Consider the following 14,511-nt stretch of genomic DNA (forward strand, 5'->3'; position numbering starts at 1 on the left):
CGTTCCCGTCACAGGGCCAGCAGGGCGCGGGAGAGGACGCGGGTGCCGAAGTGCAGGGCCTCGACCGTGACGCGCTCGTCGACGCCGTGGAACATGGCCTGGTAGTCGAAGTCCGCGGGCAGCTTCAGCGGCGTGAAGCCGTAGCAGGCCAGGCCGAGGCGGGAGAACTGCTTGGCGTCGGTGCCGCCCGACATGCAGTACGGCACGACGTGGGCCTCGGGATCGAAGTGCAGCAGCGCCTCGCGGAGCGCGGCGAAGGCGGGGGCGTCCACGGGCGCGGTGAGCGGGATCTGGCGGTGGCTGAACTCCCAGTCCACGCCGGGGCCGGTGAGGCGGTCGAGGGTGCCGGCGAACTCCTCCTCGCCGCCGGGCACGACGCGGCCGTCGACGGACGCGGTGGCCTGGCCGGGGATGACGTTCACCTTGTACCCGGCCTCCAGCATGGTGGGGTTGGCGCTGTTGCGGACGGTGGGGGCGACGAACGCGCCGGCCCGGCCGAGGCGTTCGAGCAGCCCGTCGACGGCGCGGGCGAGGCGTTCGGGGTCCTGCTCGTCGAGGCCGGCGGCGTCCAGGCCGTAGAGGGCGGCGAGTGAGTCGAGGGCGGCGCGCACGGTGGGAGTGAGCCGCACCGGCCAGGCGTGCTCGCCGATGCGGGTGACGGCGGCGGCCAGGCGGGTGACGGCGTTGTCGGGGTTGATGCGGGAGCCGTGGCCGGCGCGGCCGCGCGCGGTGAGGCGCAGCCAGGCGGTGCCGCGCTCCCCCGCCGCCACCGGGTACAGGCGCCTGCCGTCGCCGGGGTGGAAGGTGAAGCCGCCGGACTCGCCGATGGCCTCGGTGCAGCCGTCGAAGAGCTCCGGGTGCTGGGCGGCGAGGAACTCGGCGCCGAACTCGGCGCTGTCCTCCTCGTCGGCGGTGAAGGCGAGCACGATGTCTCGGCGGGGCCTGACGCCCGCGCGGGACCAGGCGCGGACGACTGCCAGCACCATGGCGTCGGCGTCCTTCATGTCGATGGCGCCGCGGCCCCAGACGACGCCGTCGCGGATCTCGCCGGAGAAGGGGTGGACGCGCCACTCGGCGGCGTCGGCGGGGACGACGTCGAGGTGGCCGTGGACCAGCAGGGCGCCGGCGGAGGGGTCGGTGCCGGCGACGCGGGCGACGACGTTGGTGCGGCCGGGGGCCTTCTCCAGCAGGGCGGGGGCGAGGCCGGCCTCGGTGAGGCGTTCGGCGACGTACTCGGCGGCCGGGCGCTCGTGGCCCTCGCCGTGGCCGCGGTTGGTGGTGTCGACGCGGATGAGGTCGCTGGTGAAGCGCACGGACTCGGCCAGCGCCGTCTCGTCGATGCCCTCCGGACGGGCGTCGGCGTGCTCAGCCATACCATTCCTCCACGGCGGCCGAGACCAGGGTGGTGACGGCCTTGAAGCAGCGGATGCCCTCGTACATGGTGGGCGCGGCGTAGGCGACGCGGCGCGGCCCGGTCTGCTCGACGCCGGGGACGACGGTGGCGGCGCCCGCCAGGTGCTCGGCGTCGAAGGTGACCTCGATGGTGCGGTCGCGGGGCTCGGCGGGCTCGTGCCGGGTGGCCAGCGCCACGGCCTTGGCGGCGGCGGCGCGGATGTCGGCGGCGGTGCGGGCGGGCGGGCGGCAGACGGCGGCGTAGCGCGAGACGTAGTCCTTCACGGCGACGGCGGGGGCGTCGGGGGCGTAGCCCTGGGCGTCGGCACAGGCGCGGTCGTCGCCGGTGACCAGCACCACCGGGGTGCCGTACTCGGCGGCGACCAGGGAGTTCAGCAGGCCCTCGCTGGCGCGGACGCCGTCGACGAAGACGCCGGTGATGGAGTTGCCGAGGTAGGTGTGGGCGAGCACGCCCTCGTCGCCGGCGCCGGTGTGGTAGCCGACGAACGCGATGCCGTCGACGTCGCCGTGCTGCACGCCCTCGACCATGCTGAGGGCCTTGTGGCGGCCCGTCAGCATCGTGGCGCGCTCGTCGAGCTTCTCCAGCAGCAGGTTGCGCATCGTCATGTGGGCCTCGTTGACGAGCACCTCGTCCGCGCCGCCGTCGAAGAACCCGGCGATGGCCGCGTTCACGTCGGAGGTGAACATCGGGCGGCAGCGCTGCCACTCGGGGGTGCCGGGCAGGCAGTCGGCCGGCCAGGTGACCCCCGTGGCGCCCTCCATGTCCGCGGACACCAAGATCTTCGTCATGGCGTGTCACGCTACCGGCTGGCACGGCGGGCCAGCCAGTTGACGGCGTGTGTCAGCTCTCGCCCGGGGCGAGCGGCACGATGCGCCCGCCGCCGAGGTCCAGGGCCGGGTAGCCCATGCCCAGCACCTGCTCGGCGACGCGCCCGCCCGCGGCCTCGCCCATCTCGGGCAGCATCGCGAGCAGTCGCCCGGCGAGCGGTTCGGGCCGGTCGAGGGGCGGGTCGTACGCCGTGTGCGGGGCGAAGGTCGGGCCGAAGCTCTGCGCCTGGTGGGCCGGGCCGCCGGGGGCGGCCATCCGGGCGCCGTCCGTGGCGATCGCCAGCAGGCGGGCACCGCCGGGGCCGAGCAGCGGATAGACCCACCACAGCACGTCGCGAGGGCCGGGCTCGGCCGCCCACGCCTGCGTCCAGTACCGCCCGGAGCTGGGGACGGTCAGGTCGGTGACGTCGGCGCCGAAGAGGATCTCCACACCGCGGTCGGGGTCGAGGTGGGCGATCTCGTCGTCGACGGCGTCGAACGCCCGGTCGAGGGCGCGCTCCTCGGCGCGGGCCACGGCGGCGTCGAGCGCGGCGGTCACGGCCGCGTCGGCGTCGGCGAGGCTGTCCATGGTGATGTCCACCCGCACCTCGACGGCGGCGGTTCCGACGCTGGAGGCGGGCAGCACCTCGTACGCCGACCGTCCCCTCGCGTCCTCGGGCGGCACGCCGAAGAGCCGGTGGGCGTCGGCGTTCCAGTGCGAGATCACGCCCGCGCCGTCCACGATGGCCACGGCGAGGGGGATCCGGCCCGGTGCGGGCGTAGGCGCCACCATCTGTCCTTCCTTCCGGGGGGAGCGTTTCCACGCTACTCCCCGGTGGCGCCGGACGGAGAAGCAATGGCCAAAGTGGTCGTGCGCGGGCGTGCGTGCGCCGGGGCGGGGGGCGTTCACTCCCCGCCGGCGGTCCCGGCGCCGGCGGGCTTCTCGGTCTCCGCGGCGAGGTTGGCGAGGAACTGCTGGTGGGTGCCTTCGAGGGCGCGGGGCGCGAAGAGGCGTTCGAAGAAGCCGCCGACGCCGCTCGCGCCCTGCCAGGTGGTGCGGATGGCGACCCGGGCGGCGCCCTCGGCCGATCCCGCGGTGACGGTGTAGCGGGTGACGAGGGTGGAGTTGCGGTCGGTCTCCACCAGGACGTTCTCGCCGGGCTCGGTGACATCCAGCAGCATCTCGCGCACCCGGCGGGAGGTGGCGTGGAAGCGGTAGAAGAGCACGGTTCCCTGGCCGTCGCCGCCCTCGCGCACCTCGAAGTCGGTGTAGCGCTCGGGGAGAAGCCTCGGGTGGACCTCCCGGTAGTCGGCGATCGCGTCGAACACGTCATCCGGGTGGGCCGCGATCTCGCGTTCGGCGACGGCTTCGAGCTGGGCCATGGCGTTGTCCTCCTGTGGTGCTGGCGGCCCGGGGGCGGGCCGGGTCCCCAAGCCAACCATCAGGACGCCGGGTGTGCCGAATCGGGTTGACAAGAATGATGCGAACAGATGTTCTATTCCTTGTGCGCACGCTGCGCCCGGTGATGGAGGAGGGTCCCATGCGCTGGAACAACCTGAGCGACACGGCGGCGGACGCCGTGCCCGCGCTCTTCGGAAACGACGTCGTGACCAGGACGTTCGACACTCCGGAGTTCCGGGGCATCACCTTCCACGAGGTGCGGGCGCGCTCGATCATCAACCGGGTGCCGGGCACCTCACGGATGGCGTTCACCTGGACCGTCAACCCCTATCGGGGCTGTTCACACGCCTGTGTGTACTGTTTTGCCCGCAAAAGCCACAGCTACCTGGACCTCGACACCGGCGCCGGGTTCGACTCGCAGATCGTGGTCAAGGTCAACGCCCCGCAGCTGCTGCGCCGGGAGCTGGCGGCGCGGCGCTGGACGGGCGAGCACATCGCCATGGGCACCAACGTGGACACCTACCAGCGTGCGGAAGGCCGCTACAGGTTGATGCCGGGGATCATCTCGGCGCTGCGCGACCACGCCAACCCCTTCTCGATCCTCACCAAGGGCACGCTGATCCTGCGCGACCTGCCGCTGCTGCGGCAGGCGGCCGACGTGACGGACGTGGGGATCTCGGTGTCGGTCGGATTCGTCGACGAGTCGATGTGGCGATCGGTGGAGCCGGGCACCCCGGCGCCGGAGCGGCGTCTTGACGTGGTGCGGGCGATGGCCGAGGCGGGGATCGGGTGCGGCGTGCTGATGGCGCCGGTGCTGCCGTTCCTGACGGACTCCCCCGAGCAGCTGCGCGCCACGGTGCGCGCCGTCGCCGCGGCGGGCGCCACCTCGGTGACGCCGCTGGCGCTGCACCTGCGGCCGGGCGGCGCGCGCGAGTGGTACATGAGCTGGCTGGCCCGCAACCACCCGGAGCTGGTGGGGCGCTACCGGGTGATGTACGGGGACGGCTCGTACGCGCCGCGCTGGTATCAGCGGCGGATCACCGGGCTGGTGCACGAACTGGCGGCCCAGTACGGCATGGGCCCGGCCCGGCCCGGCGAGCACCGGCGTATTCCGGACGAGGCGGCGGCCTCGCGGGGGGAGGCCGCCGCCGCTTCCCGGGCGCCCGAGGCGCCCGGGGCGTCGCAGCTGACGCTGCTGTGAATCAGGTGCCCGTCAGGGTGCGACCGGGGCGAGCTGGACGCGGTCGATGTTCGGCGCGTCGCCGTCGACGCCGGAGGCCACTGGGTGTAGATGTCCTGCTCACGTAGATGTCGCCGCCGCCGTTGCGGAAGAAGGACTCGGCGACGGTGAGGGCGTCGCCGTTGGGGTGCTGCAGCCCTCCCTCACCGTCGTCGCTGAAGCCCTAGAGCGCGCCATTGGCGCCGTGCAGGACCGGGCCCTGGCCGGCGGCGAGGTCGACGGTGAGACGTGCGGCCTGCGCCGTGCCCGCCTCTGCGTCCTCGTCGGCCGCCGCGGTGAGGTTCGTCCCGGCCACGGCGGCGGCCCCGGCGGCCGCCAACGCGACGGCGGCGCGGGCCAGTCTCCTTCTCTTTCGGGTCCCGCGCATGGTGGGGGTTCCTCGCGGAGGGCTCGGTGAGGTGCTACTTGACGGCTCCACTGGTGATTCCGGACACGATCTTTCGCTGGGCGACCAGGAAGACCGCGATCATCGGCAGGCTCATCACCACCACGTAGGCGAAGATGAGGTGCCAGTTGTTCAGGTAGAGCTCCGCGCTGGCGACCTGGTAGAGGTTGATCGGCAGCGTGGCGGCGTCGCCTCCGCCGAGCACGAAGAAGGCGTAGAAGATGTCGCTCCAGGCGTAGAGCATCACCATGATCGTCGCGGTGGCGATGACCGGCCGCAGGAGCGGCAGGATGATCCGCAGGAAGATCCGCGTCGGCGTGGCGCCGTCCATGCGGGCGGCCTCCTCCAGCTCGTACGGGATGGCCCGGATGAAGCCGGTCATGAAGAAGATGGACGTCGACAGGTACATCGCCGTGTAGACCGCGATCATGCCGGGCCGGGTGCCGGCCAGGTCGAGCTGGCGCAGCTGGAGCACGATGGTGATGATCGCCGGGGGCAGCAGCAGGCCGGAGATGCACACGGCGTAGGCGGCGGCGACGAGCCGGCCCTTCCGGCGGGCGAAGACCCAGGCGGCGGCGGCGCCGAGGATCAGCACCAGCGCCACGGAGGGCACGATCACCAGCAGGCTGTTGGTGAAGCCGCGCAGCATCTCGCCCTCGCTGACGGCGTCGGCGTAGTTGGTGGCGGGCTGCCAGGCGTCGGGGGGTTCGAGATTGGGGCGCACCGCCTCGCCCTGCGGCTTGGCGGAGGTGGCCAGCACCAGCCACAGCGGGACGCCGATGGTGACCAGGGCCAGCAGGATGACGATCGTGGGACGCGCCCAGCGCCACACGCGGGGGCCGAGGGGAACGTCGGGGGCGCTCACGGCGGTCGGGGCGGTCGGGGCGGTCACAGGATCTGCTCCCTTCGCCGCAGGCCGGTCACCAGCGGGATGGCCATGGCGACCACGACCAGGAAGAGGACGAGGCTCATCGCAGACGCCTGGGCGTACAGGCCCTGGCCGAAGACGCGGAACATGTAGATGTTCATCACCTCGGTCGAGGCCGCCGGGCCGCCGCCCGTCGTGGCCTGGACGATGTCGAAGGTGTTCATCGAGCCGAGGAGCGAGGTGGTGACGTTGAAGGTCACGGCCGGGGCGAGCATCGGGAAGCGCACCGACCAGAACATCCGCCACGGCCCGGCGCCGTCCGCCCGCGCCGCCTCCAGCACGTCGCCGGGGATGCCCTTGAGCCCGGCGAGGTAGATGAGCATGGCCAGGCCCATCCACTTCCAGCCGTGGACCACCGCGACCAGCAGGATGGTCCAGGTGGTGGAGCCCAGCCACGGGATCTCGGCGCCGAGGGTCTCGTTGACCGCGCCGTCGGTGTCGAACAGCGCCTGGAAGACGTAACCGACGGCGAGCGCGGATATCAGCACCGGCAGGAAGAACAGCGCCCGGAAGACGCGGTTGAAGGTGGTGTCCTTCTCCAGCAGCAGGGCCAGCAGCAGCCCGAAGAGGTTCTGGAAGAACGCCGCGAGCAGCGCGTAGACGAGCGTGACGCGGATGGCCCGCCACAGCGTGCCGTCGTCGATGATCTCGCGGAAGTTGTCCAGGCCGACGAAGGAGATCTGGCTGTGGTAGCCGGACCAGTCGGTGAACGGGTAGTAGAAGTTCAGCAGGTTGGGCAGCAGGAAGAAGCCGCCGAAGATCACGACCGCGGGCAGCGCGAACCACCACGGGTGGTGCACGGCGGCCCGGGACATCCGCCCCGGCAGCCGAGCGGAGCGACGCCCTGCGGGCGGCCGGGCCACGGGCGTCGCCCGCTTCGCCGCGGTCGGGGTGGTGGCTGGGTGCGCCACGGACTTTCCCTCTCTCGTCTCGGTGCCTTCTCAGGGCGTGCGCCCGCCGCCCGCGCCGCACGCGGGCCGCGGGCGGACACGCGCGGCCTAGAAGCCCTCCGCGCCCTGGGCCCCGGCGACATCGTCGAACTCGTTCTCCACGTACTCCGCCACCTCCCGCGGGCTTCGCTCGCCGTAGATCATCTCGGCGAGCGCGATGTGCATGTTGGGCGCGACGATCGCCTTGGCCTGGAAGACGCCGTGGGCGTCCGCCAGCTCCTCCACCTGGTCGATCGCGGTCTGCGGCATCCCCTCGGGGTTCGGCACGTCCGGCTGGACCGACGGGATCTTCCGCGCGTCGATGAAGTCGGCGTAGTCGGGCCCCAGCCAGAACGCCAGGAACTGCCGCGCCGCGTTCTGCCGCTCCTCGTCGCCCGTGGCGAAGGCAACCACGCCGTTGGTCTGGTCCGGCGAGTACAGGCCGCGCGGCTCGGAGTTGGCGATGGGGAACCAGCCGATCCGCTCGTCGATCTCCTCGGTGCTGTGCTGCGCCTGGAGCTGCGACTGGAAGGAGGTGACGTTCAGCGCCATCGCCGAGCTGCCCTCCCACAGGGCCTCGGCCTGCCCGGTGAAGGTGGCGGTGCGGTAGCCCTCCTGCGCCAGGCCCGCCCCCAGCAGCTCGTCGTTGTACTTCTCGATCGCGTCGACGACGGCCGGGTCGGTCCAGGACTCCTCGTTGCGGTTGAGCCCTTCCCACCACGAGTCGGGCAGGTCGGTCAGCTGCACCTGCACCTGCCACTGCAGCGGCCACTGGTCGCCGCCGACCTCGTAGAACCCCGCGGCGTCGGTCTCGTCCTGGACGCGGTGGCCGAGCTGGAGCAGCTCGTCGTAGCTGGTCGGGAAGTCGTCCTCGGTGATTCCGGCCTCGGCGAAGACGTCCTTGTTGTAGTAGACGCCGAGCATCGCCGGGCTGGTGACGATCGCGGCGTAGCGGGTGTCGTCGATCACGCCGAGCGACTGCTCGATCGGGCCGAGGTCATCCACCCACGGCTCGTCGTCGAGCGGGAGGAGGTTCTGCTGCGGCTGGATGAAGGGGAGCGTGGAGATGCTGGGCTGCCAGAACATCAGGTCGGGCCGCTCGCCGGAGGCCAGCCGGGTCGGCACGTTCTGCTCGTACAGGTCGGGGATGGCCTCGGTGGTGACCTTGGCGCCGGTGGCCTCCTCGAACGCCTCGATGACCTGGTCGGCGGCGTTGACGGTGTTCTGCGCGGTCCAGAAGGTCAGCTCGACGCCGTCCAGCGGGGCCGTCGGGTCGATCTCGCCGCCGCCCGCGCCGCCGGAACCTCCCCCGGTCGACGCCTGGTTGGCGGTGTCGTCGCTGCACGCGCTCAGCGTCAGCGCGGCGGCGCATATCAGGGCCACTGCGGTGGCTGTTCTCTTCATCGCGGGCTCTCCGAGGCAAATTGATAAGTCGGCAAGTCGAAAGGGTGTCAAGGGGAGACGGACGGCTCGCCCGTGCTCTCCCGGACGATGAGTCGCGGCGTGGCCACGGGGTGGGGAGTGATGGGGTCGCCCTGCTCGACCAGCCCGTGCAGCAGGGCGAAGCAGGCGCGCCCCACGCCGGTGAAGTCGAGCCGGACGGTCGTCAGCGAGGGTGTGAGGAACGCCGAGTGCCGGGCGTCGTCGAAGCCGGCCACGCTCACGTCGCCGGGCACCTCGCGGCCCGCCTCGCGCAGCGCGCGCAGCACGCCGAGCGCCAGGTCGTCGTTGCCGCACAGCACGGCGGTGACGTCCGGGTCGCGGGCGAGGCGACGGCCGGCGGCGTACCCGTCGGCCGGCTCCCAGCCGCCGGGCAGCGGCTCGGGCACGGGCGCGCCCGCCTCGCGCAGCGCGTCCTGCCAGCCGGCGGCCCGCTGGCTGGCGCCCCGGGCGCGGGTGGAGGAGGGGATGGCGAGGTAGTGGACGGTGGGGTGACCCAGGCTCAGCAGGTGGCGGGTGGCCTCGCGGGCCGCCTGGCGGTCGTCGGTCCACACCCACGGGCTGCCGGGCGGCGGCGGCTCGGCCGGGGTCTCCACGGCGGCCACCATCGGCAGGCCCTCGGGCACCTGACGCAGCGCGCGCACGCCGGGCCGGTCGTAGGCGATGACGATGAGGCCGCCGCCGGCGTCGCCCGCCCGCTGCACCGCCAGGCGCACCTCGTCCTCGTCGTCGGACTCCAGCACCACGATGCCCACGCCGAACGAGGCGGCGCGGGCGGCCTCCTCGATGCCCTGGAGGGCGGCGGCGTAGCCGTGGTGCGTGGTGTTGGAGGTCAGCACGGTCACGGTCCGGGACCTGCCGCTGGCCAGCGCGTGCGCGGTGGCGCTGCGCCGGAAGCCCAGTTCGGCGATGGCGGCCTCCACCCGGGCGCGGGTGGAGGACTTCACGCTGGGGTGCCCGTTGATGACACGGGAGACGGTCTGGTGAGACACCCCGGCCGCGGTCGCGACGTCGCGGATGCTCGCCGGGCGGCTGCCGCCGGGCCGCCTTGTGTGACCGGTCACAGACATGCCAGGATTGTGACCGGTCACACAAGGGGCGTCAAGAGATCGAAGCGACAGAAGTGACGAGGGAGCAGGCGTTGTCCGATCACGCGGCACGGGCGGCAGACGAGCACATCCGCTGGGGGCACGCGAGCCTCAGCGCCGAGTTCGCCCCGGCACCCGACGGCACCGTGCGCACCGTCCGGCTCGGCCCGCCCGGCACGCCGCCGCTGCCGCTGGAGGCGGCCGTCCCGGCCGTGGAGATCCTGGCGCTCGGCCACGGCAGCGACTGGTCCGGGCAGCGCTCCATCGAGACGGCGGTCGGCGGCCGGCTGCGGCTGAACGGCCACGCCGCCACCACCGAGACGCGGGGCGGGACGCTGTGGCACCTGCTGCGCGTCGACCTGCTCGACGCCGCCACCGGGCTGGCGGCCGAGCTGCTGCTGGAGTCCCCCGACGGCGTGCCGGTGGTGAGCGGCCGGGTCCGCGTCACCAACCACGGCACCGCGCCGCAGACCCTCTACGCCGTCTCCTCGCTCACCCTCGGCGGGCTGCCCTCTCCCGGGGAGCTCCGGCTGCACCGGGCCGACAACGACTGGCTGGCCGAGTGCCGCTGGCACGACGAGCCTCTGCGGACACGCCTGCCCGACCTGCACCGCGCGGCGCACGAGCGCGACAGCCGCGGCCGGGTGGCGTACGCCGGCCGGGGCAGCTGGTCGAGCGACGGCCACCTGCCGATGGGCGCGCTCACCCAGCTCACCGGGGAGGGCCACGGCCTGGCCTGGCTGTGGCAGGTGGAGTCCGCCACCGGCTGGCTGTGGGAGGCGGGCGAGCGGGAGCACGGCACGTATCTCGCGCTCTTCGGCCCGACCGACACCGAGCACCAGTGGTCGCAGGTGCTGGCGCCCGGCGAGTCCTTCACCACCGTGCCGGCCGCGCTGGCCGTGGCCGAGGGAGGATTCGCGGCGGCGGTGGCGGCGCTGACCGCCTACCGGCGGGCGCTGCGCCTCCCGCACCCCGACCACGAGCGGCTGCCGGTGATCTTCAACGACTACATGAACACCCTCTGCGCCGACCCCACCACCGCCAAGCTGCTGCCGCTGATCGACGCGGTGGCGACGACGGGCGCGGAGTACTTCGTCATCGACGCCGGCTGGTACGACGAGGAACGCGGCGGCTGGTGGGACAGCGTCGGCGCGTGGGAGGCGGCGCCCAGCCGCTTCCCCGGCGAGCGCGGCATCCACGAGGTGCTGGACCGCATCCGCTCCCACGGCATGGTGCCGGGGCTGTGGCTGGAGCCGGAGGTGGTGGGCGTGCGCAGCCCCGTCGCGCGCTCGCTGCCGGACGCGGCGTTCTTCCGGCGCGACGGCGTGCGGGTGCGCGAGCACGGCCGCTACCACCTGGACCTGCGCCACCCGGCGGCCGTGAAGCACCTGGACGAGGCCGTCGACCGGATCGTGGGCGAGTGGGACGTGGGCTATCTCAAGCTCGACTACAACATCAACGTGCCACCCGGCACCGACACCGGCGGCACCACCAGCCCCGGCGCCGGCCTCCTCGGGCACGCCCGCGCCTTCCAGGCGTGGCTGGAGGCGCTGCTGGAGCGTCACCCGGGCCTGGTGATCGAGAACTGCGCCTCGGGCGGGATGCGCATGGACGGCGCGATGCTGCGCGTCACGCAGCTCCAGTCCACCAGCGACCAGCAGGACTTCCGCTACTACCCGCCGATCTCGGCCGCCGCGCCGACGGCGGTGCCGCCGGAGCAGGGCGCGGTGTGGGCGTACGCGCAGCCGGAGTTCAGCGACGACGAGAACGCCTTCCTGCTGGCGGGGGCGCTGCTGGGCCGGATCCACCTCTCGGGGCACCTGAACCGCATGTCGGAGGCGCAGCTCGCGCTGGTGCGGGACGCGGTGGCGGTCTACAAGTCGATTCGTGGCGAGCTGCGGCGGGCGGTGCCGTTCTGGCCGCTGGGCCTGCCCGGCTGGACGGACCCGTGGCTGGCGCTCGGCATGCGCGCGATCGAGGTGACGTACCTGACGGTGTGGCACCGCGCGGGCGAGCCGGGCGACGGGCCGGAGCGGGTGCTCCCACTCCCCCACCTTCGCGACCGCGCCGTCGGCGTGGAGATCCTGCACCCGGCCACGCCGCCCGGCTCGGCCGCGTGGTCGGCGGCGACCGGCGAGCTGACGGTCGCGCTGCCGCGTACGCCGACGGCGCTGCTGCTGCGCCTTACGCCCGAGGGCTGAGGGACGGCGATGAGATCGGGGGCGAACAGACCGGTGTGACCGGTCTGTTCGCCCCCGATCTGATCTGGGTGTCCTACGCCACCGCGTCCAACCACTCCAGCCGTACCGGCCCGCCTGTGAGGCGGGCGAACCACCACACGGCCCGCTCGGCGGTCTTCAGCCGCAGCACCTCGCGTCCGTCGTCGCTGATCACCTGCACCGGCCCGTCGTCGGGGTGCGCGAACCCCCATGCGACGACCCACGCGTCCCGTTCCCCGTCCTCGTCGGTCTCCTCGCCGACGAGCGCGAAGACGCGGGGCGCGGTGGCGAGGACCAGATCGCGGACTGCCTGGTCGTAGTCGAAGGGCGGTAGCTCGATGGGGCCGGGTGCCCTGTTCTCCGGCGATACGGTGGTCACGGAAATCTCCCATCACGGAGCGGAGTTGCTTGCTGACGCCAGCATAGAAGAGGCGTTGTAAGATCTTCCATAGATTGAAGAGAAGACCTTCTAGCATCACTCGTGTGGGTGGTTGGCGGATGTCCACTGATGACGAGATGGGATCGCATGGCAGGCAGTGCGGGATTGACGCTGAGGCAACGGAGGCTCGGGGTGGAGCTGCGCAAGCTCAGGGATCGCGCTGGGCTGACGTCCACGGCCGCAGCGCAGTTGCTGGGTGGTCCGCAGGCTCGGATCAGCAATATCGAAGCGGGACGCTACGCCGTCAGCGCGGACAGGGTCCGAGCGCTGGCCCGGCACTACTCGTGCACGGATGCCGAACTAGTTGACGCGCTTGCGGACATGACGGGGGGACGCTCACGTGGCTGGTGGGATGAGTACCGCGAGTACCTGCCTTCGGCACTCATCGATCTCGCTGAACTCGAACACTACGCAGCCGGGCTGCGAGTCGGCCTCACGATCCACATCCCGGCTCTTCTGCAAACGACGGACCACGCCCGCGCTCTGTTCCGCGAAGTGGTACCGGCACTGCGGCAGGACGAGATCGAACACCGGCTGTCGTTCCGGATCAGGCGACAGAAGATCCTTCACGAAGAACCGCACATCCCCTACACCGCGATCATTCACGAGGCTGCGCTGCGGATGCAGTTCGGCGGGGCAGAAGTCAGTCGCGCCCAGCTAGCTCACATCACTGAGGTCAGCCGACTGGAGAACGTCTCCGTTCACGTCATCCCCTTCGAACAGGGAGGCTTCCCAGGGAACGGGCAGCCGTTCGACTATGTCCACGGAGCCGTCCCTCAACTGGACACCGTTCAGCTGGATGTGCACCACGGATGTGAGTTCCTTGACTCCGAGGCTCAATTGATCAAGTACCGGACGGTGCTGGCTCGCATGGAGGCGATTGCCCTCCCCGAGGCAGCGTCTCGCGACCTCATTCACCGAATCTCACGGAGTATCTGATGACGGCGACACCCCACGCACACCAGCGCCTCTGGCAGAAGTCCTCGTACAGCGGGGACTCGTCCAACTGCCTCGAAGTGAGCTGGCAAAAGATGTCCTACAACGCGGAAGCGTCGAGCTCCGTCGAGCTGCGCTGGCAGCAGTCCTCGCACTGCCAGGAAGGGTCTGCCTGCCTGAACATAGCCGTCGCCGCGGACCGCACCGCCCTCCTCCGCGAGAGCGACGACCCCGCCACCGTCATCGCCACCACGCCCGCCCGGCTCGCCGGGCTGCTCGCCGCCGTCAAGGCCGGGCGGCTGTAGCCCGAGTGCTCATAGCGCCGAGCGCGGGGTGGGTGTCGATCACCTCGTGCAGCGCGGCCAGTCCGCGCTGGATGAGCGGGTGCTCGCGGCTGCCCTGGCGTACGCAGCTGAGGATGCGGCGGTACAGCGGCAGGTCACCGGCGACGGGGACGCGCACCGCCGCGTGCTCGGCCTGGATGCGACTGAGCCGCGGGTAGAGCGAGACGCCCAGCCCGTTGCAGACCATCGCCGAGACGGCGGCCCACTCCTTGACGTGGTGGGCGACGCGGGGCGTGAAGCCGTCCAGGGCGCAGAAGACCATGACCCGCTGGTGGTGGTCGCAGGTCCCGGGCGCGGGCAGCACCCAGTCCTCGCCCGCGACCTCCTCGAGCCGGACGGACTCGCGCTGCGCCAGGGGGTGTCCGGCGGGGACCAGCAGGTCGAGCGGCTCGTCCAGCAGCGTCTGGAAGTCGAAGCGGGCGTCCGCCGAACTTGGGAAGTCCTCGGAGGGGGCGAGGACCGCGATGTCGGCGTCGGTGGACATCAGCAGGTCGAAGCCGTCGGGCGTCTCGCACTCGCTGACCTCGACGGTCAGGCCGGGGTGCGTCTTGCGCAGCTGCGCCGTGGCCGGGGAGATGAGGGTGGTGACGGCGCTGGGGAAGCCGCAGATCCGCAGGCGGCCCGCCTCGCCCTCGCGGAACGCCTCCAGCGCGACGTCCGCCTCCTCCCAGCGGGCCAGCAGCGCGTCGCCGTGCTCGATGACCAGGAGCGCGGCGGCGGTCAGCCGGATACGCCGCCCCTGCGGCTCGATCAGCGGAACCTTCAACTCCCGGGCCAGCTCCTTGAGATGGTGCGAGACCGCGGAGGGCGTCAGGTGCAGCGCCGCCGCGGCGGCGGTGACCGTGCCGTGCTGGTGGACCGCGCGGAGGACCTGGATGCGCCGCAGATCAATCATGCAGTCAATTTACACGGTCATACCCACAAACGTGAAATGGACGCGA

Annotated in this window: 14 protein-coding genes and 1 pseudogene; 4 read left to right on the forward strand and 11 right to left on the reverse strand. The window is 72.1% G+C overall.

What is annotated here, in order from left to right:
• Nucleotides 1-8 precede the first annotated feature (8 nt).
• From ACTWQH_RS07070 to ACTWQH_RS07085, 4 genes are all read right to left on the reverse strand, one after another.
• Nucleotides 9-1,373 carry a M20/M25/M40 family metallo-hydrolase gene (locus ACTWQH_RS07070; RefSeq protein WP_443285491.1) on the reverse strand — a complete coding sequence of 455 codons (1,365 nt, stop codon included), beginning with the start codon at nt 1,371-1,373 and terminating at the stop codon, nt 9-11.
• A complete protein-coding gene (locus ACTWQH_RS07075) occupies nt 1,366-2,202 on the reverse strand; it encodes a M55 family metallopeptidase (RefSeq protein ID WP_443285492.1) in 837 nt (278 codons plus the stop codon). Before ACTWQH_RS07075 ends, ACTWQH_RS07070 begins: the two co-directional genes overlap by 8 nt.
• Before the next feature lie 52 nt (nt 2,203-2,254).
• Nucleotides 2,255-3,013: a PAS domain-containing protein gene (locus ACTWQH_RS07080; RefSeq protein WP_443285493.1), complete on the reverse strand. Its 759-nt coding sequence runs from the start codon at nt 3,011-3,013 to the stop codon at nt 2,255-2,257.
• 113 nt (nt 3,014-3,126) lie between these two features.
• The gene (locus ACTWQH_RS07085; protein ID WP_443285494.1) at nt 3,127-3,603 is read right to left on the reverse strand and encodes an SRPBCC family protein; all 477 of its coding nucleotides are present in this window, start codon (nt 3,601-3,603) and stop codon (nt 3,127-3,129) included.
• A gap of 158 nt (nt 3,604-3,761) precedes the next feature.
• Between ACTWQH_RS07085 and ACTWQH_RS07090 the strand changes: the two genes are divergently transcribed.
• A complete protein-coding gene (locus tag ACTWQH_RS07090) occupies nt 3,762-4,823 on the forward strand; it encodes an Rv2578c family radical SAM protein (RefSeq protein ID WP_443285495.1) in 1,062 nt (353 codons plus the stop codon).
• Nucleotides 4,824-4,897: 74 nt separating this feature from the next.
• Here ACTWQH_RS07090 and ACTWQH_RS07095 read toward each other — a convergent pair.
• The 5 genes and pseudogenes from ACTWQH_RS07095 to ACTWQH_RS07115 all read right to left on the reverse strand — a co-directional run.
• Nucleotides 4,898-5,229, reverse strand: a pseudogene (locus ACTWQH_RS07095) (CBM35 domain-containing protein); the annotation flags it as partial.
• Nucleotides 5,230-5,263: 34 nt separating this feature from the next.
• Nucleotides 5,264-6,139, reverse strand: coding sequence for a carbohydrate ABC transporter permease (locus ACTWQH_RS07100; protein ID WP_443285496.1), 876 nt, complete (start codon nt 6,137-6,139; stop codon nt 5,264-5,266).
• Nucleotides 6,136-6,990: a carbohydrate ABC transporter permease gene (locus ACTWQH_RS07105; protein ID WP_443285597.1), complete on the reverse strand. Its 855-nt coding sequence runs from the start codon at nt 6,988-6,990 to the stop codon at nt 6,136-6,138. The genes ACTWQH_RS07100 and ACTWQH_RS07105 overlap by 4 nt, the downstream gene beginning before the upstream one ends.
• A 183-nt stretch (nt 6,991-7,173) precedes the next feature.
• Complete coding sequence (locus ACTWQH_RS07110; RefSeq protein ID WP_443285497.1) at nt 7,174-8,508, reverse strand: ABC transporter substrate-binding protein; 1,335 nt, start codon at nt 8,506-8,508, stop codon at nt 7,174-7,176.
• 47 nt (nt 8,509-8,555) lie between these two features.
• A complete protein-coding gene (locus tag ACTWQH_RS07115; RefSeq protein WP_443285498.1) occupies nt 8,556-9,614 on the reverse strand; it encodes a LacI family DNA-binding transcriptional regulator in 1,059 nt (352 codons plus the stop codon).
• A 71-nt stretch (nt 9,615-9,685) separates the two neighbouring features.
• Here ACTWQH_RS07115 and ACTWQH_RS07120 point away from each other — a divergent pair, with 71 nt between their 5' ends.
• Nucleotides 9,686-11,833 carry a glycoside hydrolase family 36 protein gene (locus ACTWQH_RS07120; RefSeq protein WP_443285499.1) on the forward strand — a complete coding sequence of 716 codons (2,148 nt, stop codon included), beginning with the start codon at nt 9,686-9,688 and terminating at the stop codon, nt 11,831-11,833.
• Nucleotides 11,834-11,906: 73 nt separating this feature from the next.
• Here the strand turns inward: ACTWQH_RS07120 and ACTWQH_RS07125 are convergent, their stop codons facing one another.
• Nucleotides 11,907-12,230 carry a hypothetical protein gene (locus ACTWQH_RS07125; protein ID WP_443285500.1) on the reverse strand — a complete coding sequence of 108 codons (324 nt, stop codon included), beginning with the start codon at nt 12,228-12,230 and terminating at the stop codon, nt 11,907-11,909.
• Nucleotides 12,231-12,377: 147 nt separating this feature from the next.
• Between ACTWQH_RS07125 and ACTWQH_RS07130 the strand changes: the two genes are divergently transcribed.
• Both ACTWQH_RS07130 and ACTWQH_RS07135 read left to right on the forward strand, forming a co-directional pair.
• Nucleotides 12,378-13,229: a helix-turn-helix domain-containing protein gene (locus ACTWQH_RS07130; RefSeq protein ID WP_443285501.1), complete on the forward strand. Its 852-nt coding sequence runs from the start codon at nt 12,378-12,380 to the stop codon at nt 13,227-13,229.
• Nucleotides 13,229-13,531, forward strand: coding sequence for a DUF397 domain-containing protein (locus ACTWQH_RS07135; protein WP_443285502.1), 303 nt, complete (start codon nt 13,229-13,231; stop codon nt 13,529-13,531). Before ACTWQH_RS07130 ends, ACTWQH_RS07135 begins: the two co-directional genes overlap by 1 nt.
• Here ACTWQH_RS07135 and ACTWQH_RS07140 read toward each other — a convergent pair.
• The gene (locus ACTWQH_RS07140; protein WP_443285503.1) at nt 13,512-14,465 is read right to left on the reverse strand and encodes a LysR family transcriptional regulator; all 954 of its coding nucleotides are present in this window, start codon (nt 14,463-14,465) and stop codon (nt 13,512-13,514) included. The genes ACTWQH_RS07135 and ACTWQH_RS07140 overlap by 20 nt on opposite strands.
• Nucleotides 14,466-14,511 lie beyond the last annotated feature (46 nt).

Source organism: Streptomyces sp. 6N223, from assembly GCF_052246635.1.
Taxonomy (GTDB): Bacteria; Actinomycetota; Actinomycetes; order Streptomycetales; family Streptomycetaceae; genus Streptomyces.